The sequence below is a fragment of the Occallatibacter sp. genome (genome assembly GCF_049510455.1).
Taxonomy (GTDB): Bacteria; Acidobacteriota; Terriglobia; order Terriglobales; family Acidobacteriaceae; genus Telmatobacter.
Window position 1 is genome coordinate 78,736 of record NZ_JBEKYX010000002.1, and the last position, 19,907, is coordinate 98,642.

Sequence of the window (19,907 nt, forward strand, 5' to 3'; positions counted from 1 at the left end):
GAAGGGAATCAGTTCACCGCTGGACAGCTCGGAGACATGGTGGAAACGGTTTTGCATCGCTCGTAACAAGCAGCGTCCACTGGAATGCCTCAATAAATCTACGTAGCCAGCCCGCCGCTTGAAGAAATGAATGACCATCCCGCCGCGTGCAATTCTCCTTTGGCAAATCAAGCTTCCAGTGCATACTGCTAAGAAATAGGAAAACGAGTGAGCCCAATCGACCCCACGTTGTCGAACCCGGACCTTCGCCCCACACAACTGGAAGCCCGCACTTGGAGCACATGCAACTACATCGCCCTCTGGTTCTCCATGTCCATGGAAATCACCACCTACCAGCTCGCCTCATCGCTCATCGCCAAAGGTATGGATTGGAAGCAGGCGGTCGGCACAGTCCTCCTCGGCAATCTCATCGCTCTCGTCCTCGGAGTCGTCGTAGCTCTCATCGGCTTCATCGCACCTGCGGAAACCCCAGATCCACCTTGCTCACCCCCGGATCAGGCCAGCGGCTAGTCACTACCTTCGCGCGCGTATAAAACTGCACGCCCTCCGGCCCATATATATGCAGATCGCCAAACAGCGAAGACTTCCATCCGCCAAAGCTGTAATACGCCACCGGCACAGGAATTGGCACATTCACGCCCACCATTCCCACTTCCGCATCAAACTGAAACTGCCGCGCCGCGCCACCATTCTGTGTAAAAATTGCCGTCCCGTTGCCATACGGATTCTCATTCACCAACTTGAGCGCTTCGGCATACGTGCCCACTCTCACCACGCTCAGCACCGGCCCAAAAATCTCATGGTCATAGCAAGCCGTTCCCGGCTTCACATGATCCACAAGAGACGGCGCAAGAAAGAATCCCTCACTCGAAGCCGCACCATCCATGCGCCCATCCACCACTACAGTCGCGCCTTCACCAGCAGCCTTGTCTAAAAATCCCGCCACACGATCCCGATGCTCCCGCGTAATCAGCGGCCCCATTTCGATTCCCGGCTCACTCCCCGGCCCAACCTTGATTCGCGCAATGCGCTCTCGTATCGCATCAATCAGCGGATCGGCAACATCGCCCACAGCAACCACAACTGAGATCGCCATGCACCGCTCGCCCGCCGCGCCATACGCCGCCGACACCGCCGCATCCGCAGCCATTGCCAACTCCGCATCCGGCAGCACCACCATGTGGTTCTTCGCCCCACCCAGCGCCTGCACGCGCTTGCCATTCCGCGTCGCCGTCTCGTAAATCTGCTTAGCCACCGGCGTCGAGCCAACAAAGCTTACCGCCTTCACATCCGGATGCTCCAGCAGCCGGTCCACAGCCACCTTATCGCCCTGCACAAGGTTCAGCACGCCATCCGGCACGCCCGCCTCTTTCGCAAGCTCCGCAATCAGCACACTCGCACCCGGAACCTTCTCTGACGGCTTCAGCACAAACGCATTCCCACACGCAATCGCATTTGCAATCATCCACAGCGGCACCATTGCCGGAAAATTAAACGGCGTAATCCCCGCCACCACACCCAGCGGCTGCCGAATCTGGTACACATCCACACCCTTGCTCGCCTGCTCTGTGTAACCGCCCTTCAGCAGATTCGGAATCCCGCAAGCAAACTCGACATTCTCTAACCCGCGCGACACTTCACCCAACGCATCCGCGGTAGTCTTGCCATTCTCGCGCGTCAAAATCTCCGCAATCTGGGCGCGATTCTTCACAATCAGCTCACGAAAGCGGAACATCACCTCAGTCCGCCGAGACAGCGGTGTCGCGCGCCACTCCACAAACGCAGCCTTCGCCGTGGCAACCGCGCGGTCCACTTCTTCCGCCGAAGCAAAGCCCACCTCCGCAATCACCTCACCCGTCGCGGGATTATGCACTACGCCGTTGCGCCCAGATTTCGACGCAACATGCTCCCCGCCAATCCAATGATTCACCGTCGTCACTGCCGTAGTCGTTGTCGCCATAACCTCACCTGCCTTCTGCGCGAGTCAGAATCCAATCCATCGTCTTCGACGCCAGTTTATCCAGCGCCTCTACCGCCAACTTCAAATCTTCCTCACGCGTATCTTCGATCTTGTTGTGGCTGATTCCATTCAGCGATTGCACAAACAGCATCACCGTCGGAATTCCCGCTCGTGAAACCTCTGCCGCATCATGCAGCGGCCCACTCGGCAGCTTATACGCGGTACCCGCCGTCTCACGCACCGCATCTTCAGCCAATGCAATCAACTCTGGATCAAACGGCGCCGGCGCGATATTCCATATCCGCGACCACTCCACCGTACAGCCTTCTTCTTCGGCAAACTGTTTGCTCTTCGCCTGCGCCTCTGCATACATACTCGCCAGCACGCCCGCATCCAGGTCGCGTTGGTCCAGCGTTGTCTCGCACCGCCCCACGACCGCCGTTACTATCCCCGGAAACGTCTTCACGCTCCCCATCGTGCATACCGCATCCGCGTGCCTCATCGCAATCGGCCGAATCTCCAGCGCCAGCTTCGCAGCCGCGGCCAGCGCATCGCGCCGCGCCGTCATCGGTGTCGAACCCGAATGCGCCTCCTGCCCATGAAACGCAATCGCATGCCGCTCCACACCCTTGGTCCCCAGCACCACGCCAAGCGGCAATCCCATCTTCTCCAGCACCGGCCCCTGTTCAATATGCAGCTCTAAATATGCCGCCGCATTCTCGCGCTCGCTCTGTGCCTCGCCAATCGCTTCGATCTTCACGCCGCATTCCGCGAGCGCATCTTCCAGTCGCACTCCATTCGCATCCGTGCGACCGCGGTCTGCTTCAATCGTCTGCGTTCCCGCAAATGCCGACGAGCCAAACAAACTCCGCCCAAATCGCGCGCCTTCCTCATCGGCCCAATCCACTAGCCGCACAGTAACAGGCGGCTTGCCGTCATACTCTTCAGCAATCCGCTTCAGCACCACATAAGCGCTCAACACACCCAGCGCGCCATCCAGCCATCCACCATTCGGAACGGAATCAAGATGGCTTCCCAGGATTAGCGTCTTCTCTGATGCACCCTTCAACGTAGTCCAGCTATTGCCCGCCGCATCCACATGAAGCTTCACCGGCAGCTTGTGCAGCCATATTTGAAACCACTCGCGCGCCTTCAACCACATTGGCGCCCACGCCACGCGCTGCGCCCCGTTCTCATCTGCAGTCAGCGCCCGCAAATCTTTCAACAGTTCGATAGCCAGTTCAGCATTAACTGCCATGTTCATCACTCCGAAAATACTGCGGTTTGCGTTTCAACATTTGCCCGCGCCCCTGTTCGCCCACAAACTTCCCATCCAGTACCTGCACCTTGCCACGGACAGTCACCACTGCGGGCCGCCCTTCAATCTTCCATCCTTCAAATCCGTTGTAGTCGTTGTTCGTCAGTTGCGTCGTAGCAGAGATCGTTCCGCGATACTCCGGATCGTAAACAACAATGTCCGCATCCGCGCCCACGTCAATCGCACCCTTGCGCGGATACAGCCCGAACAGCTTCGCAGGCTGCGTGCTCAGCGCCTCCACAAAGCGCCGCTCGCTCAGCCGCCCACGCTTCACCCCGTATGTCCACATCAGGTTCACGCGATCCTCAAGCCCAGGAATCCCATTCGGAATCTGCGTAAACGCATCCGCGCCCAGTGCCTTCTGCTCAACATCGAAAGGGCAATGATCCGTGCCCACCGTATCAATCGATCCAGCCTCAAGTGAATGCCACAGCGCGGGATGATTCTTCTTGTTCCTCAGCGGCGGCGACATCACGTACTTCATGCCCTCCACGCCTTCACGTTCCGAGTATGTTTTATCAAGCAGAAAGTGCGGCAGCACTGACTCTATCCACAAGCGCACTCTGCGCGCCTTGGCAGCAAGCGCAGCCTCCAGCGCCGGCCTGCAGGAGAGATGCACCACATACCCCGCCGCGCCCGTAGCCTCCAAAAATGTCGCAAAGCGCGTCGTCCCCTCAGCCTCAACAAACTCCGGACGCGAAGGCTCATGCCACTCCGGACCTATCTTGCCCGCGGCCAGCAGTTCCTGCTGCAACTGGCCAACCAACTCAGCGTTCTCGCAATGAGCCGTAGTGATTACGCCAAGCTCCGCCGCTAGCTTCAACGTATGAAACATCTCCTCGTCTGTTACACCGAAGAAATCCTTGTACGAGAGAAATATCTTGAAGCTCGCCGTCCCATCGCGCACAATCTCACGCAGTTGTGCTTCAGTTTTCTCATTCCACCGCGTCACCGCCATGTGGAAGGCATAATCGCACGCGCTGTTCCCCTCGGCCTTCTGCTTCCAAAGCTCATATCCTGCCAGCGCATCCTCGCCCCGCGAAGGGCAAACCATCTCGATATAGGCCGTCGTCCCACCCACCAGCGCAGCACGGCTCGCTGTCGCATGCGTGTCCTTCGCAAACGTCGCCATAAACGGCAGATGAATATGCACATGCGGATCGATAAACCCAGGAAATACCAGCTTGCCCGTAGCATCAATCACTTCCGCATCCAGCGGCGCCGCCAAATCCGTTCCAATCGCTGCAATCCGCTCACCCTCTATAAGAACGTCAGCGCGTTTCCGCTCTTTCGCCGTAATAATCTCGCCGCCCTTGATTAACAACGTCATCAATCTCGTCCCTCGTCCTTCGTCCCTAATGAATCTCTATTCCCACCCGCTCGCGGTACTCCTTCATCGCATCCCAGTCTTCCGTAACCTCAGTCTGCTTCTCAGTCAGCTCTTGCCAGGTCACAGTCTCGCGGCCTGAAGGCAGCTCCACCATCTCGATGCAATCCTCCACCGGGCAAACGTTATAGCAGAGCCTGCACCCCACGCAATCTTCCTCGCGAACTATTGGCTGCGGACGCGTCTCAATCGCCTCCTCCTTGCCATTCGCGCGCACATCATACGCATACGGCTGCACCAGGCCTCCATCCGCCGCAATCAGGTCGATGCACTGATGTGCAGTATCGTTGCAGGCCACATAACAAAGGTTGCATTTCACGCACTTCGCTTCATCAATCCGCGCCACCGCACGAAACGACAAATCAAAGTTCTTGAACTCCGAAACCCGATGCAGGCTCTTGCCCACCACATCCGCCACGTTCGCAAAGCCCTTTTCATCCATCCAGTTTGAGAGCCCGTCGCACAGATCTTCAACAATCCGATAACCGTAATGCATAACAGCAGTGCACACCTGCAAGCTGCTCGCCCCAAGCAGCAGAAACTGCGCCGCATCCTCCCACGTCGTAATTCCGCCCATACCACTGATAGGCAGCCGAGACCCACTCACAACCTCATCCGTACCCAGCGCGGCCAGCATATTCAACGCAATCGGCTTCACCGCCTGCCCCGCATAGCCGCCATGTCCGCCCTTGCCGCCAATATTCGGCGTCAACTCCAGCGTCTCCAGATCTACGCCCACAATCGAATTCAGCGTATTGATCAGCGATAGCGCATTCGCCTTCGCCGCAACCGCCGCCCGCGCCGGCATCACAATGTTCGTGATATTCGGCGTCAGCTTCACAATCACCGGAATCTTCGCCGTCTCCATCACCCAGCGCGTAATCTGCTCGCAGTACTCCGGCACCTGTCCCACCGCCGAACCCATCCCCCGCTCACTCATTCCATGCGGGCAGCCATAGTTCAGCTCAATCCCATCTGCGCCTGTGTCCTCAATCTTTCGCACAATCTCACGCCAAGCTTCCGGCTTCGACTCCACCATTGCCGAAACAATCACAGCCCTGTCCGGCCACGCGCGCTTCACCTCGGCAATCTCCCGCAGATTCACCTCAATCGGCCTGTCCGAAATCAGCTCCACATTATTGATCGCCATCATCCGCCGGCCCTGCCGCCACGCGCCATAGCGATTCGAAACATTCAGCACCGGCGCGCCAATCGTCTTCCACACCGCGCCGCCCCATCCCGCTTCAAACGCTCGATGAATCTGCGCCCCCGAGTTGGCCGGCGGAGCTGACGCCAGCCAGAACGGATTCGGCGATTTGATCCCAGCAAAGTCGATCTTCAGATCTGCCATAGCTATCTCACCTCCGCTACTGCTGCAACCGCGCCGAGCTTTGCATGAAGAGCCTCAGCCGCCAGCTTCCCATCCTGCACCGCCATCACAGTCGAAGCCGCCCCACGCGCGCGAATGCAATCTCCAATCGCATAGACACCCGCAACGCTCGTCTCAAAATCCGCGCTTACCGCAATGTATCCCTTCTCAGTCTTCAACCCCATCGCAGCAGCCAGCGCAGGCCTTACCTGCCCCACAGCCTTCACAACCTGATCCGCCTCAATCACAAACTCCGATCCCGCCACCACCACAGGCGCAGGCCTTCCCGTCGCATCCGGCTCACCAAGCTCCACGCGCAAACACTCCAGCCCCGCAACCTCTCCATCCCTCATCACCACACCACAAGGCTGCGCCAGAAATCGAAACTCAATCCCCTCGCTCAACACAAACTGATACTCATGCGCGTAGCAAGTCATCTCCCGCACAGTACGCCGATACACTATCGTCACGCGCTCCGCACCAAGCCTCTTCGCAATAGTGGCGCAATCCACCGCCGTATTCCCCGCGCCAATCACCACCACATTGCGCCCCACGCGCAGGCTCGCCGCATTCGTCTTGCTCATCTCGATATAAGCAAGCCCATCCACAATCGCCTCTTCACCAGGAATGCCCAGCGCCGGAGTCGCACCCAGCCCCACGCTCAGCACAATTGCATCAAACTCCGCGCGCGCCTGCTCCAGCGTCACATCCTTCCCAAACTCCACACCGGTCTTAATCCGCACACCCAGGCTCTCAATCATCCGAGCCTCATCAATCGCCACATCCACCGGCTCGCGCAGCCCAATAATCCCGTACGTCGAAAGCCCTCCCGGCAACTCGCGCTTCTCAAAGACCGTCACCTCATGCCCGCGCATCGCCAACTCACCCGCGCAACTCAAACCCGCAGGCCCCGCACCCACCACGGCAATCTTCCGCGCCGCACCCGCAGCAACGCCCCTCGCCTTCGGCTTCACACCACCAGCCTTCGCGTAATCCATCGCATACCGTTGCAGCCGCCCAATCGCAATCGGCTTATGTTCCGCGTTCAGCACGCACGCGCCCTCGCAAAGCTCCTGCACCGGGCAAACCCGCGCGCACGTCGCCCCGAGCAGATTCGCCGCATAAATCGTCTGCGCCGAACCCCGCAGATTCCGCGTCGCAATCTTCTTAATAAATTTCGGAATATCGATATGCGTCGGACACGCATGCGTACACGGCGCGTCATAGCAGTAAAGGCAGCGGTCGGCCTCCACCGCGGCCTCGTGAACTGTCAGCGGCGGCAACTGCTCACCCAGCGCCCGGTGTCTCTCCATGCAGCAACACCTCCAAAGGAGTATTTATTCTATTGGAATCCCGCCGCGAATCAAGAGCCAGAAGCAACTCACGCACCGTATGCTACAAAGGTTCCTTGCCACACGCAGGAGATACTTTGACCGCACCCGACTCCCAACACCTCATCACCTTTGACGTAGGCGGCAGCCACATCAGCGCAGGCCTTTGCCGCCTCTCCGATCTCGCACTCATCCACACCGCTTCCGGCTCCATCGCAGAAATCACCAGCTTCGACGCCTTCGCCGATCTCCTTCACTCGCTCGGCACGCAAGCCGCTGCTGGAACACCACTAGCAGGCGCGTCGCTCGCCGTCCCCGGCCCCTTCGACCACGAAACCGGCGTCAGCCTCATGGAGCACAAGCTCCGCTATCTCTATAAAAAGGATCTCCGCGCCGCCCTCGCCACCCGCTTCAATTTCCCGCCCGCCCACATCCTTTTCCTCAATGACGCCGCAGCCTACGTCCTCGGTGAAGTCGGCGCAGGCAGCCTCAAAGGCACCGCCCGCTCCGCCGGTCTCACCCTCGGCACCGGCGTCGGCTGCGCCTTCGTCGTCAATGGCCGCCACGTCACCAGCGGCCCCGGCGTCCCTCCCGGCGGCGAAATATGGAACTATCCCTACCAGGGCGGAACCGTAGAAGACCTCATCTCCACCCGCGCCATCAAAGCCGCCTACGCCGCCCGCACCGGCTACGAAAGGGAAGTAGCCGACCTGGCCGCCTCCCCCGCCTCAGACCCCGACGCCCGCATAGTATTTGAAGGCTTCGGCACCGACCTCGGCCGCGTCCTCCGCGACGTCATCGCGCCCTTCCATCCTGACCGCGTCATGATCGGCGGCGGCATCGCCCGCTCCGCGCATCTGTTCCTTCCCGTCACAGAGCGCGAAATCTCCGGCCTCAACTTCACCGTTGTCACCGCCACACTCGGCGATCAAGCCCCACTCGCCGGCGCCGGCCACTTCTGGCGCGAAACCTTCGCCTGAGTTGATAAGCTGACATCTCTATTCAAATACCCTCCGGAGCCCCAATGCCCACAGCCGTAGAATCCACTCTCGCCCGTTACAACCGCTTTCTCCTCATCGTTGCCGGACTAGGCGGGCTTCTCTATGGCATTGACGTAGGCATCATCGGCGGCGCGCTCCCGTACCTTGAAGCCACATCCGGCCTCAACCGCGGCCAAATCTCCATCATCGTTGCCGCCGTGCTCCTCGGCAGCGTCTTCTCCACGCTCTTCGCCGGACTGCTCGCGGACTGGCTCGGCCGCAAGCCACTCATGCTTCTCTCCGGCGTCTCCTTCTCGCTCTCCGTGCCCGTTATCGCGCTCTCGCACGGCTTCGCGCCGCTCTTCGCCGGCCGTCTGCTCCAGGGTGTCAGCGGCGGCCTCGTCGGCGTCGTCGTCCCCCTTTATCTCGCGGAGTGCCTCGGAGCCAAATCACGCGGCAAAGGCACCGGCATCTTCCAGTGGCTGCTCACCTTCGGCATCTTCATCGCCGCCCTCATGAGCATCTTCCTCAGTTATCACGTCGCTGAGATCGCCAAAACCGCCTCGCCCGATCTGCTCCATCACACCAAAGACCTCGCATGGCGCAGCATCTTCTGGATGTCCCTGCCGCCCGGTCTGCTCTTCGTCATCACCGCCTTCTTCATCTCGGAGTCGCCGCGCTGGCTCTTCAGCCGCGGCCGCATCGATGCCGCACGCACCGCGCTCCTGCGCTCCCGCACACCCGAGCAGGCCGCCACGGAACTTGAAGAAATGGCCCAGCTCGCCGCCGCGGGCAAAAGCACATCGGGCGCCGCGCATAAAGACTCCATCTTCAGCCGCCGTTACGTCGTCCCCTTCATCCTGGCCTGCGTCATCCTCGCCTGTAACACCGCCACCGGCATCAACTCTCTCATCGGTTACAACGTAGACATCCTCATCCAGAGCGGCCTCTCAGACGTCATGGCCCACTGGGGTTATGTCCTGTTCACCTTCTGTAACTTCGCCATGACAGTCGTCGGGCTCCAGCTCGTCGATAAAAAAGGCCGCAAGTTTCTTCTCACCATCGGCACCTCCGGCATCATCCTCTCCATGGTCGCCGTCGGAACCCTCTTCCTTCGCTCAGAGGGTCATCGCTACGATGCACGCGACGCCGTGCAATCGCTCGTCACCACGGACAACAAAGTCGCCATCAAGTTTGACGATGCCTCACTCAAGCTACTCGGCGCGCCGTCAGGCACCACCGGTCCGCAATCGCTCGCCATCATCTACTCCTATGGTGACTTCACCTCCAGCACCAAGCCCGTCCTGCTCGGCGACATCGATCCGGCCTCCATCGATCGCGGCTCATCCATTCCAGAGACCAGCGTCGCAGCCTTCTTCCAGAATCCCTTCGCCGACCTCAAAGCCGCCCAGACAGCCCCCCTCCGCATCCTGCACGCCTACATCACGCCCGTGCCGTCGGCCACAAACGGCTGGCTCGTAGCCATCTGCCTCTATCTCTTCGTAGGCTTCTACGCATTGGGCCCCGGCGTCTGCGTCTGGCTGGCGCTCTCGGAGCTGATGCCCACCCGCATCCGCTCCAACGGCATGTCCATCGCGCTGGTCCTCAACCAAACGGTCTCCACAACGCTGGCCGCCATCTTCCTGCCGGTAGTGGGCAAGTACGGCTACTCCACAATGTTTTACCTATTTGCCGGCTTCACAGTCGTCTACTTCCTGACCGCCGCCTTCTTCATGCCGGAGACCAAAGGGAAGACATTGGAAGAGATTGAGAAGTTTTTTGAGGCTTAATTGAGAGTTATCCTGTGCAACGATGATTCCGAAGTTATTTCATTTGTGTTGACTGCGGACGAAAGCACAGTCCTTATAGAAATCTTTATGCAATCCTCATTCTGAAACTGTGCAACTGTCTGGCTGGAAATAGAAAAGCCCGAATCCATCAGGATTCGGGCTTTTTGTTTATCGATTATGAGTATGACAGAAATCGCGAATTATTATGCAAAGATTTCCACAGATTTGAAGAAATATTTTTGGGTTTGCAGATACCACTGCGGCAGATTCAGTCGGCCTGGACCAGCACGCAGGTGATGTTGTCATGACCGCCGGCCTTTTTGGCGGCTTCGATGAGGCGAGAACAGCGCTGCTCCAGCGGCAGGCTGGAAGAGATAAGCGACTGAATCAGCGAGTCGGACAGTTCGCGAGTCAGGCCATCCGAACAAAGCAGCAGCAGATCGCCGGGCTGCGCATCGAAGTTAAAGCAATCGGGCGTAACCTGACCCTGCGTTCCAAGAGCGCGGGTAATCATGTTACGCATTGGCGAGCGGGCAGCTTCCGCCTTGGTCATACGCCCCATGCGAACCTGTTCTTCCACAAGCGAATGATCGAGCGTAACCTGCTCCAGCGATCCTCCGCGGAGCCGGTAACAACGGCTGTCGCCGATGTTGAGCACCCAGACATGCTGGCTGCGGACCACCACGGCGACAAGCGTAGTACCCATGCCGCTGAGTTTGTAATTGCGCCGGGCACGGGAGTAGATGGCCTGATTCGCAGTCTCGACGGCTTCTTCCGCATCGCGCGGCAGCACCGCTGAGCCGTTGCGTTCATGAAAGATGCGCAGCACCTCATCCACAGCGATCGAACTTGCTACTTCGCCAGCCGCAGCTCCGCCCATGCCGTCACAGACAACATAAACTCCGTCCTCGACCGAGAACCCGAATGCATCTTCATTGGAGGGGCGCTTCCGGCCGCGATCCGTAAGGGCGGCAGCGGTAAAGCGCACAACTGCGGTGGCCACTATATAAAACTCCCGTAAAGAAGTGTATACCCGGATGTGGATAATTGGCACCTTTAAGGTGCCAGAAATGGTTACCCGCTGCTCGAAGCCCGGTTACCTGGCTGGAACTTCCAAGCCGGCAATCTCTACTTCGATCCCGCCATAGTCCGGGTGGTCATTCTCGCGAATTTTATAGGCAAGGTCGATCACCGAGCCTTGTTTCAAGCCGTGAGCAGCGCAGCGAGCGGCCCAGTTCCAGCCAACGCAACGCATAATAGCCGTGCCCGACGCCAGCTCCAGCCGAATGTGCCGCTCTTTCATCACACGTGGCGCGCTGTGCAGGCGAACTCCGCGGGTCACAAAGACCGGCTCCGGGTTTCCATGTCCCAATGGCTCAAGCCGGCGCAGCCATCCAGCCAGCACCGGAGTAATCCGCTCAAGCGGCAGCTCGGCATGGATACGGAGAAGATGTTCCGGCTCCCGACTGGCAAGTTTTTCGTGAGCGTAAGCGACAAGGCCGCGTTTCAGTTCGGTAAGCCGTTCGGCCGGCAGCGCGAATCCAACAGCGAAGGCGTGGCCGCCGAAGCGTGTAAAGAGCGGCGCGGAGGATTCAAGCGCTTCCAGCAGCGGAAAACCATCCACGGAGCGCCCCGAACCATGCGCCACGCCGTCCTCGATGCTGACGACGATAGCGGGTTTCGCCGTACGTTCCACCACGCGTGAGGCAAGAATGCCGATAATGCCGCGGTGCCAGCCTTCGCCATCCACAACAAGCAGAGGCGCGTCTTTCAACTCCGCGTCCTCGGTCAGACGTCTTTCGATTTCGGCAAGCGCAGAGGCCTCGGCATCGCGGCGCTGACGGTTCAAAACCTCAAGCTTGTTTGCCAGATCACGCGCTCGATTCGTATCGCGCGTTGTGAACAGTTCGATGACCTCAGATGCAATGTCCATGCGTCCTGCTGCGTTGATGCGCGGTGCAATGCGAAAGGCGATGTCGAAGCCTGTGATGGCCTTGGATGCGGGATCGAGCGTGGCAGCCTGAAAGAGCGCGCGTAGACCGGCTGCGGCAGGGCGGCGCAGCTCACGCAGGCCAAGAGCTGCGATGACGCGGTTCTCTCCGCGCAGCGGAACAGCATCGGCAATGGTGGCGATGGCCGCCATCTTGAGGAAGCTGGGCAATATCTTTTCGCGAAGCCGTGTGGGATCGTTCCGGTGCGATTCATGATTTTCCAGCAGCGCCTGCGCCAGCTTGAAAGCGATAGCCGCTCCGCAGAGAGATTTTTCCGGATACGTGCAGCTCTGCTGATTGGGATTGAGAATGGCATCGCAGTGCGGCAGCGGGTCGGAAGCGGAAGGAAGGTGATGATCCGTAATGATGAGGTCGAGGCCGATTCTGCGTGCCGTTTCAGCTTCGGCACAGGCGCGCATGCCTGTATCCACAGTGACGACGAGCCGGATGCCCGCGGCGTGAGCTTCTTCCAGCACGCTTGATTGCAAGCCATAGCCCTCACGTATGCGATGCGGAACATGAAAACGCACCGTACCGCCGAGCATCTCAATCGCAGTCTTGAGCAAAACGACGGCAGTGGTGCCATCCACGTCGTAATCGCCGTAGAGCAGGATGGGCTCGCTCTTCGCAATGGCCCGCTCGATGCGTTCGACGGCTGCGTCCATGCCAAGCATGAGCGCGGGCGAGTGAAGCTGATCCGCAGCGGGGTTGAGAAAGATGTGAGCTTCAGCGGCAGTGGAGATGCCGCGAGCCAGTAGCAGTTCGGCGAGCGGCTGGGGAATATGAGCGTCGCGCGCGAGCTTGTCGGCGTCGGGCTGCGGCGGAGAGATTTGCCAGCGTTGCTTGACAGTCATCGGTTCTTTCGCGCCGAAGGCGCAGCCAGCCGCACCGCAGGTGCCTAGTCCACGTCGTCGTGGTCAGGATGGCTATCGATCACGATGTCCTGGAAGCTCTCAATATCTTCAAGCAGCGCCTGATAGCGCTCGTACCACTCGGTGGTAGTTTCATGCAGAAACACGACACCCTGATAGACAAAGCCAAGCTGAATGTATCCCAACATGCCGGTGTACTTGCGGAGCCAATCGGCTTCCACCAGCTCGGAGGCTTCCTCGTCGGGGTAGTTCATCTCGTTGGCTTCTTCAACAAGGGCGTCGAGCTCTTCATGCTCGAGCGTGACCTCACTGAAGGTTACAAAGGGTGCGCCGGCGTGCTTGGCCATCTCGACAAAGTCTTTCCACGAGTCGGGATTGTCTTTGCCGTCCCAGAGGACAGTGGGCACATCTTCGGTTACGAAGCCGGGGAGGCGTTGCATTCCATGACCTTCAATGAAGGCCACCATATCGTCTTTCAGCGAAATCAGATCGTCCTTGCTCATACTCACAGCGTTCATTGTTGCAGATTGGGGCGGGGGTGCGGTAGATGTGCCTCACAACATAAATCGCCGCGCAGGAACCTTGGGAGCGGTGCATTAGTCTGAAGGTGGAGGAAATTTCGATTGCCAGTTTTTGAGCATCATGTATTTGTCTGCCAGAACAGCAGGCCGGAAGACGCGCCGCGTGCATCGTGCACTGTGGATGGAAAGAGCGAGCTGCTCGCGGAGTTGCAGAAGCGTACAAGGGCAGCGAGTCAGGCAGGATTTCTCAAAGGTCCGGTGCGGATCAACAAGGCCGGATGCCTGGATCAGTGCGAGCATGGCCCGACGGTGGTGGTCTATCCAGAGGGTGTATGGTACGGCGGCGTGACGGCAGCGGACGCCGCGGAGATTGTGGAAGAGCATCTTGTGAACGGGCGGCCAGTAGAGCGCCTGCGGATTGCCGATGATTGTTTGAACGCCAAGACATGCCCGCACAAATCGTGAGAATAAGGGCATAAGAACACTTTCGTACCGTATCGCCTACCTGCCAGACGAAGATTTTTCTTAAGCAGCAGATGCGGGAGTCCGATGGATAAAGATGGAGGACTCCAATGCAAACGATATGCGCAATTGTGTTGTGCGGGATGCTGGCGGTCGCAGTGCAGCCGGACCGGAATGGTTCGAATGCGACCGATCCCAGCGCGGATGTGGGCGCTTCAGTGACGAGCATCTATGCGCTCGCGTTTCATCCGGAAGTGGGCGAGCTGCCACCAGGCGCGATCTATGTATGCCGCGCGCGGATCATGCCGGGCGCGAATGCGGAGCAGCCGGCGAAGGGTTCTGGCAACAGCGCGGGATGTGCTCTTGAGATTCCGTTCGCCTGGCAGGCGAACCGCCCGCAGCCGGCGGCAACGCTGAGCTACGAGGTGGATGCAGTCAGCGTGGATGGACGCGTGCTGCGATCCGTGGAACGAGATGGCCTTCCGCTACCGGCACCGATGGCCGACACCAAGGCGTACATAGAGCTGAGTTTTTGATGGTTGCGTCAGGCCCGGTAAAATTAATACCGGATGACCTCTACAGAGAATACTGATTCGAACGCTGACTCGCTGCTTGCCGGCAGCCGCTTTGTACGTGCTTGCCTGCGCAAGCCCGTGGATCGTACGCCCGTTTGGTTTCTGCGCCAGGCGGGGCGCTACATGCAGGAGTACCGCGAGGTACGGAAGCATCACACGCTGGTGGAGATTTGCAAACAACCGCAGCTAGCCGCCGAGGTGACTATTACCGCCGCTGAAAAGCTCGGCGTGGATGCGGCCATCATCTTTGCCGATCTGCTGCTGCCGCTGGAGCCTATGGGCCTGGACTTTGAGTTTCAAGCAGGTGAAGGACCAGTGGTGCATCGGCCGGTACGAACGGCTGAGGACGTGCGCGCACTGCGGACCGACCGCACGAGTGATCTGGAATATGTGTCTATCGCAATTCAGAAGGTGGCGGGGCATTTCCGCGACCGGCTGGGAATCATCGGCTTCTGCGGCGCGCCGTATACGCTGGCCAGCTACATGATTGAGGGCGGCGGATCAAGGAATTACATCGAGACAAAGAAACTGATGTATCAGAACCCTCCGGCATGGAACCTCCTGCTGGATAAGATCGTGATTGTGCTCACGGAGTATTGCCGCCAGCAGGTGCAGGCTGGAGCCGATGTCATACAGATCTTCGACAGTTGGGTGGGTTCGCTTTCGCTTGCGGATTATCGCGATTACGCTTTTGCGGTAAGCAAGCGGCTGGTGCGCGCCGTGCAGGAGATGGGAGTGCCGGTGATCTACTTTGGCGTGGATACGGCAGGGCTGCTTGGAACCATGGCGGAAACCGGTGCGGATGTGATTGGCCTCGATTGGCGGCAGCCGTTGCATGAAGGCTGGGCTGCGGTGGGACACACGCGAGCGGTGCAGGGAAACCTCGATCCCATTACGCTTTTTGCGCCGGTGGAGATTCTGGAGACGCGGGTAAAGGAGATTCTGCGCTCGGCGGCGGGCAGACCGGGGCATATCTTCAACCTGGGTCATGGAATCGTACCTGGAACGCCGGTAGAAAACGTGCAGGCGGTGGCGAAGATGGTGCGGGATTTTAAGTGGGAGAGCGTAAATGCTTAAGCAGGCCGTTCTGCTGCTGGCGCATGGCACGCCGGAGACGGTGGAGCAGATTCCGGAGTATCTGCGGAACGTGGTGAGCGGGCGGCCCATGCCACAGCACGTGGTGGAGGAGATTCAGCAGCGGTATTCGCTGATTGGCCACAGTCCGCTGACGGAGCTGACACTCGAACAGGCGCGGCTGACTGAGGCGGAGTTGGCGCAAGCCGGTCAGGCCGTGCGGGTCTATGTCGGCATGCGGAACTGGCGTCCTTATATACCGGATGTGGTTCAACAGATGCGCGCCGACGGCGTAGAAGAGGCCGCGGTCATTTGCCTGGCGCCGCAGAACTCGCGCACCAGTGTAGGGCTCTACCGGCGGGCAGCGCTGGCCGAGGCCGGCGCAATGCGGATCGACTTTACAGATGGCTGGGCCGAGCATCCGCTGCTGGCCGACGCCTTTGCGGAGCGGCTACACGATGCGCAGGCTCGCATGAAAGCTGAAACAGGCGGCTATGCTCCGGTGCTCTTTACCGCACATTCCGTGCCTGCGCGGACGGTCCAGCCGCCGGCTCCCGACGAAAACCACCCGCGGCACTGGCCGGGCGAGGGCGCCGACCCCTACGAACAGGACGCGCGTACAACGGCGGAGCTGGTAGCAATGCGCGTGCCGGAAATTCCAGCATGGCACTTTGCGTTTCAGAGTCAAGGGGCCAGTGGTGGCCCGTGGATTGGGCCGACAGTGGAAGAAATGCTGGATTCACTGGCGTCACAATCCGTCAAGAATCTGATTCTGCAGCCGATAGGATTTCTGTGCGATCACGTTGAAATCTTGTACGATGTGGATGTAGCGTTTAGGAGATATGCCGCCGGGAAGGGAATTCGTCTTGAGCGCCCGGAATCTCTGAATGCTTCGGCCACATTGGCGCGCGCGCTTGCGGATCTGGCGGAAAGAGGGCTAAAAAAGCTCCGCACCGCTTGACCGGAATGGAACCGGAAGTAACGTTTCCAAGTTGAAACTTTCGTTACCTTAAATTTCTTAGATTGCCTGCAATCAATTTACGCGTTTTGTGTCAAACCAAGATGAACAGAACGTTCTCTATGCAGGTATCCGGATGAACGGATTCCAGGCGAGAGCGGGCTGGAAATCTTTCAGGCCGAAGCTCTAAGCTACGGCTATTGCAGGTGGCAAAGGCGTGCAGGCACGACCGTACAAACCGGGATCAGAGCGCAATCCTGCGGGATTGATTTGTCCGCGCTGCGGAAGCGGCCATTTGCGTCGCATCAAGCGTGAAGGCTTTTTTCAACTCAAATTTTGGACGCACTTCGGCATGTATCCCTGGGAGTGCGGCCAGTGCCGCAAGACGACTCTCTTCCGCTGCCGCGGTGAACGCAAGCACAAGCGTTCTGCCACTGCGCAGGAGCCGGTATAATTCTCCAGAATTAACCGGAGCGCATCCATCGTGAATCTAACTTTCCTTCCGCTCAAGCGTACGGCAGGTGTTTTGTCTTTTGTCCTGGCGCTGTGCGCCTTGTCCTTTGCGCAGAAATTGGCTACTACTCCACCAATGGGTTGGAACAGTTGGGATGCCTACGGCTTCACCATCGATGAAGCGCAGTTCAAGGCTAACGTGCAGGTATTGGCTTCCATGCGCGCGTTGGGTTGGCAATATGCCGTCGTCGACGAGGGCTGGTATATGCGGAATCCGGCTGGGCATAACCTGGCGGAGCGCAACTATCTTTACGATGCCAATGGCCTGCTTGAGCCGGACGAGGCTCGTTTTCCCTCAGCGGCAAGTAACGCAGGTTTCAAGCCGATTGCCGACTGGGTACACAGTCAGGGCCTCAAATTCGGCATTCACATTATCCGCGGCATTCCCAAACAGGTGGTTGAGGCCAATCTGCCCATCGGCGGTTCAGCCTTTCACGCGGCAGACGCGGCAGATACCACCGAGACCTGCCCCTGGGACGACGCCAACTACGGCGTGAAGGACAACGCCGCCGGCCAGGCCTATTACGACTCCATGCTGAAGCGCTACGCCGAGTGGGGCCTGGACTTCATCAAGGTGGATTGCATCTCCGACCACAAGTACCGTCCCACTGAGATTCGGCAGATCGCCGAAGCCATCCGCAAGACCGGGCGGCCAATCGTGCTGAGCCTTTCACCGGGACCGACAAATCTCTCCAATGCGGACGTAGTCATGAAATACGCGCAGATGTCGCGCATTACCGACGATCACTGGGATTTGTGGAAGAATTCCGACACGAAGTCAGAGTTTCCCTTCGGTTTGAGCGAGGAGTTCGATCGCATCGCAGCGTGGAACAAATATTCGCGGCCCGGCTTCTGGCCCGATCCGGATATGTTGCCCGAAGGATCGTTGATGCCGCATCCCGGCTGGGGCCAGCCGCGCCAGACCCGCTACACGCAGGACGAGCAGCGGACGGAGTTCACCCTGTGGGCCATCTCCCGCTCGCCGCTGATCTATGGTGGAAGCCTGACCAAGCTGGACGATTTCAACCGGTCATTACTAACCAACAAAGAGGCCTTGGAGATCGACCAGAAGGCTGACAAGAGCGGACCCGCTGTCATGCCCATGAACGACGGTTCTCCGCTGCCGTGGCGGGCGTGGTACGCGCATGTCGGCAGCAAAACCTATGCCGCGGTCTTCAATGTTAGCGACGCACCCATCAAAACAGATGTCGCATGGCTCAGTTTCCACCTTACGGATAAGCCGCATTCGGCCTACGATGTGTGGGCAGCCAAGAAGATCCCCGTATCAAAAGCGCTGCATGTGGAGCTTGCGCCGCATGCTTGCGCACTGTACCGCGTGGAGTAGCCAGGATGCCGGCTGAACATGAGAAAATAACGCTGTAGACGTATGCCTTTCTTGCGCTCCACTTTTATCGCATTCTCCCGTAATCGCAGCCTTCGCCGCGTTGGCGAGCGCTCCCGCATAGGCGTCAAACTCAGCTCCCGCTTTGTGGCAGGAATGGAGATTGACGATGCGCTGCGCGTGACTGAAGCCGTAAACCGCCAGGGAATGGCAGTAACGCTGGACGCCCTGGGCGAGAGCGTCAATAACGAAGCCGAAGCGCAACGGGCCGCTGAGATTTATCACCAGCTTCTGGATGCGATTGCCGCGCGCAAACTGAACGCAAATGTGAGCGTCAAGCTGACCCAGATGGGCCTCGAGCTCTCGCGCGATCTGGCGGAGACAATTGCCGGCAATCTTGCCGAGCACGCGCGCTCTATCGGCTCCTTTGTCCGCGTTGATATGGAGGACTCCTCGCTGACGCAGGTCACGCTGGACATTGTGCGGCGCGTCCACGCGCAGGCGGGCATGCGCGGCGCCATCGGCATTGTGATCCAGTCCTACCTGTATCGCTCACAGGCAGATATTGAGCAGCTACTGGCTGACGGCATCCGCGTGCGGCTATGCAAGGGCGCGTACAAGGAGCCGGCCGGTGTGGCTTTCCCCAACAAGCCCGATGTGGATGCCAACTACATCCGCTTGAGCTGCAAGCTGTTGGACAGCGCGGTCTATCACGGTTTGGCAACGCACGATCCGAAGATGATTGAAGCGGCAAAATCATACGCTTCGCAGCATGGCATAGAGCCCAGCCGCTTTGAGTTTCAGATGCTGTTTGGAGTGCGGCGAGATCTGCAGCGGCAGTTAATCCACGAGGGCTACAACGTGCGCGTCTACATTCCCTTCGGCCGCGAGTGGTATCCATACTTCATGCGCCGGCTGGCTGAGCGGCCCGCGAATGTATTGTTCCTGGCGAAAAGTCTGCTGAAATCATAACGACGGAAAAGGGAAGAACGTAAAACCCGCTCGGATCAATTCCGAGCGGGTGGTTTTTGATAGTCCCTTAGCCCTCTGGTCCCAAAGCCCCTTAGCCTTTAGAGCATTTCTCCTCTTGCTGTGGAGCGACCCCTGGCCGCAAAAGCAAATACGCGGCGAGGGTGGGGCACACGAACTTTATACCTTGGGGAGAGATGCTCTCATGTTGCGGCCTGGGACGGCAGCGTTTGAGGATTTTTCAGGAGTAACTTTCGCTTTTTGTTTTCCCTGCAGGGCTGTTTTTTGAAGAGTGGGAAATTATGCCGCTATGTGATTGTTTTTGTGTAATTTACCGATTATTTACGGTGTTTACTAATTGATTATCATGAGTGGTTACTTTTGAGGGGACACCCTCGAAAAAAAAATTTCGCGGCTGCCTTGAAAGAGCTACGGCCCGAATCCTTTTTGGGTTCGGGCCGTGGCTTTTTCTCCTGCTGATTCTGAGTAAAGCAT

At 58.8% G+C, this 19,907-nt stretch carries 17 protein-coding genes; 9 read left to right on the top strand and 8 right to left on the bottom strand.

What is annotated here, in order from left to right:
* The first annotated feature begins 207 nt into the window (after window positions 1-207).
* The gene (locus tag ABSG47_RS00760) at window positions 208-510 is read left to right on the top strand and encodes a cytosine permease (protein ID WP_424165076.1); all 303 of its coding nucleotides are present in this window, start codon (window positions 208-210) and stop codon (window positions 508-510) included.
* Here ABSG47_RS00760 and ABSG47_RS00765 read toward each other — a convergent pair.
* Genes ABSG47_RS00765 through ABSG47_RS00785 form a run of 5 tightly spaced genes read right to left on the bottom strand, consistent with a single transcriptional unit; the run spans window position 449 to window position 7,347 of the window.
* Entirely contained in the window at window positions 449-1,960 is a 1,512-nt protein-coding gene (locus ABSG47_RS00765) for a CoA-acylating methylmalonate-semialdehyde dehydrogenase (protein ID WP_424165078.1), read from the bottom strand. The two genes, ABSG47_RS00760 and ABSG47_RS00765, sit on opposite strands and share 62 nt — an antisense overlap.
* Before the next feature lie 4 nt (window positions 1,961-1,964).
* Window positions 1,965-3,218, bottom strand: coding sequence for a Zn-dependent hydrolase (locus ABSG47_RS00770; protein ID WP_424165081.1), 1,254 nt, complete (start codon window positions 3,216-3,218; stop codon window positions 1,965-1,967).
* Window positions 3,208-4,608 carry a dihydropyrimidinase gene (gene hydA, locus ABSG47_RS00775; RefSeq protein WP_424165083.1) on the bottom strand — a complete coding sequence of 467 codons (1,401 nt, stop codon included), beginning with the start codon at window positions 4,606-4,608 and terminating at the stop codon, window positions 3,208-3,210. The genes ABSG47_RS00770 and hydA overlap by 11 nt, the downstream gene beginning before the upstream one ends.
* A gap of 25 nt (window positions 4,609-4,633) precedes the next feature.
* Window positions 4,634-6,016 carry an NAD-dependent dihydropyrimidine dehydrogenase subunit PreA gene (gene preA, locus ABSG47_RS00780; RefSeq protein ID WP_424165086.1) on the bottom strand — a complete coding sequence of 461 codons (1,383 nt, stop codon included), beginning with the start codon at window positions 6,014-6,016 and terminating at the stop codon, window positions 4,634-4,636.
* A gap of 2 nt (window positions 6,017-6,018) precedes the next feature.
* Window positions 6,019-7,347 carry an NAD(P)-dependent oxidoreductase gene (locus ABSG47_RS00785; RefSeq protein ID WP_424165088.1) on the bottom strand — a complete coding sequence of 443 codons (1,329 nt, stop codon included), beginning with the start codon at window positions 7,345-7,347 and terminating at the stop codon, window positions 6,019-6,021.
* A gap of 116 nt (window positions 7,348-7,463) precedes the next feature.
* On the opposite strand from ABSG47_RS00785, the gene ABSG47_RS00790 reads away from it, so the two are divergent.
* The gene (locus tag ABSG47_RS00790) at window positions 7,464-8,345 is read left to right on the top strand and encodes an ROK family protein (RefSeq protein WP_424165090.1); all 882 of its coding nucleotides are present in this window, start codon (window positions 7,464-7,466) and stop codon (window positions 8,343-8,345) included.
* Window positions 8,346-8,389: 44 nt separating this feature from the next.
* Window positions 8,390-10,135, top strand: coding sequence for an MFS transporter (locus tag ABSG47_RS00795; RefSeq protein WP_424165092.1), 1,746 nt, complete (start codon window positions 8,390-8,392; stop codon window positions 10,133-10,135).
* A gap of 268 nt (window positions 10,136-10,403) precedes the next feature.
* Here ABSG47_RS00795 and ABSG47_RS00800 read toward each other — a convergent pair whose 3' ends face one another.
* The 3 genes from ABSG47_RS00800 to ABSG47_RS00810 all read right to left on the bottom strand — a co-directional run bounded on the left by ABSG47_RS00800 (window position 10,404) and on the right by ABSG47_RS00810 (window position 13,501).
* Window positions 10,404-11,138, bottom strand: a complete 735-nt coding sequence (locus ABSG47_RS00800) for a Stp1/IreP family PP2C-type Ser/Thr phosphatase (protein ID WP_424165095.1) — start codon at window positions 11,136-11,138, stop codon at window positions 10,404-10,406.
* A 93-nt stretch (window positions 11,139-11,231) separates the two neighbouring features.
* Entirely contained in the window at window positions 11,232-12,980 is a 1,749-nt protein-coding gene (recJ, locus tag ABSG47_RS00805) for a single-stranded-DNA-specific exonuclease RecJ (protein ID WP_424165097.1), read from the bottom strand.
* Between the two features lie 44 nt (window positions 12,981-13,024).
* Window positions 13,025-13,501, bottom strand: a complete 477-nt coding sequence (locus tag ABSG47_RS00810) for a hypothetical protein (protein ID WP_424165100.1) — start codon at window positions 13,499-13,501, stop codon at window positions 13,025-13,027.
* A 120-nt stretch (window positions 13,502-13,621) separates the two neighbouring features.
* Between ABSG47_RS00810 and ABSG47_RS00815 the strand changes: the two genes are divergently transcribed.
* From ABSG47_RS00815 to ABSG47_RS00840, 6 genes are all read left to right on the top strand, one after another.
* Window positions 13,622-13,984: a (2Fe-2S) ferredoxin domain-containing protein gene (locus tag ABSG47_RS00815; protein ID WP_424165102.1), complete on the top strand. Its 363-nt coding sequence runs from the start codon at window positions 13,622-13,624 to the stop codon at window positions 13,982-13,984.
* Window positions 13,985-14,091: 107 nt separating this feature from the next.
* A complete protein-coding gene (locus tag ABSG47_RS00820) occupies window positions 14,092-14,517 on the top strand; it encodes a hypothetical protein (protein WP_424165104.1) in 426 nt (141 codons plus the stop codon).
* Window positions 14,518-14,550: 33 nt separating this feature from the next.
* On the top strand, window positions 14,551-15,633 hold the full coding sequence (gene hemE, locus ABSG47_RS00825; protein WP_424165107.1) for a uroporphyrinogen decarboxylase: 1,083 nt from the start codon (window positions 14,551-14,553) through the stop codon (window positions 15,631-15,633).
* Window positions 15,626-16,591, top strand: coding sequence for a ferrochelatase (gene hemH, locus ABSG47_RS00830; RefSeq protein WP_424165109.1), 966 nt, complete (start codon window positions 15,626-15,628; stop codon window positions 16,589-16,591). Before hemE ends, hemH begins: the two co-directional genes overlap by 8 nt.
* A gap of 481 nt (window positions 16,592-17,072) precedes the next feature.
* Entirely contained in the window at window positions 17,073-18,446 is a 1,374-nt protein-coding gene (locus ABSG47_RS00835; protein ID WP_424165111.1) for a glycoside hydrolase family 27 protein, read from the top strand.
* 42 nt (window positions 18,447-18,488) lie between these two features.
* Window positions 18,489-19,415 (top strand): proline dehydrogenase family protein, encoded by a 927-nt coding sequence (locus ABSG47_RS00840; RefSeq protein WP_424165113.1) that lies wholly within the window; start codon window positions 18,489-18,491, stop codon window positions 19,413-19,415.
* The last annotated feature ends 492 nt before the right edge of the window (window positions 19,416-19,907 follow it).

What these genes read in the sequence shown, in the direction of transcription:
- ABSG47_RS00765 (WP_424165078.1), bottom strand. Translation starts at nt 1,960, where the DNA reads ATGGCGACAACGACTACGGCAGTGACGACGGTGAATCATTGGATTGGC.
- ABSG47_RS00770 (WP_424165081.1), bottom strand. Translation starts at nt 3,218, where the DNA reads ATGGCAGTTAATGCTGAACTGGCTATCGAACTGTTGAAAGATTTGCGG.
- hydA (WP_424165083.1), bottom strand. Translation starts at nt 4,608, where the DNA reads ATGACGTTGTTAATCAAGGGCGGCGAGATTATTACGGCGAAAGAGCGG.
- preA (WP_424165086.1), bottom strand. Translation starts at nt 6,016, where the DNA reads ATGGCAGATCTGAAGATCGACTTTGCTGGGATCAAATCGCCGAATCCG.
- ABSG47_RS00785 (WP_424165088.1), bottom strand. Translation starts at nt 7,347, where the DNA reads ATGGAGAGACACCGGGCGCTGGGTGAGCAGTTGCCGCCGCTGACAGTT.
- ABSG47_RS00795 (WP_424165092.1), top strand. Translation starts at nt 8,390, where the DNA reads ATGCCCACAGCCGTAGAATCCACTCTCGCCCGTTACAACCGCTTTCTC.
- recJ (WP_424165097.1), bottom strand. Translation starts at nt 12,980, where the DNA reads ATGACTGTCAAGCAACGCTGGCAAATCTCTCCGCCGCAGCCCGACGCC.
- ABSG47_RS00810 (WP_424165100.1), bottom strand. Translation starts at nt 13,501, where the DNA reads ATGAGCAAGGACGATCTGATTTCGCTGAAAGACGATATGGTGGCCTTC.
- ABSG47_RS00820 (WP_424165104.1), top strand. Translation starts at nt 14,092, where the DNA reads ATGCAAACGATATGCGCAATTGTGTTGTGCGGGATGCTGGCGGTCGCA.
- hemE (WP_424165107.1), top strand. Translation starts at nt 14,551, where the DNA reads ATGACCTCTACAGAGAATACTGATTCGAACGCTGACTCGCTGCTTGCC.
- hemH (WP_424165109.1), top strand. Translation starts at nt 15,626, where the DNA reads ATGCTTAAGCAGGCCGTTCTGCTGCTGGCGCATGGCACGCCGGAGACG.
- ABSG47_RS00840 (WP_424165113.1), top strand. Translation starts at nt 18,489, where the DNA reads ATGCCTTTCTTGCGCTCCACTTTTATCGCATTCTCCCGTAATCGCAGC.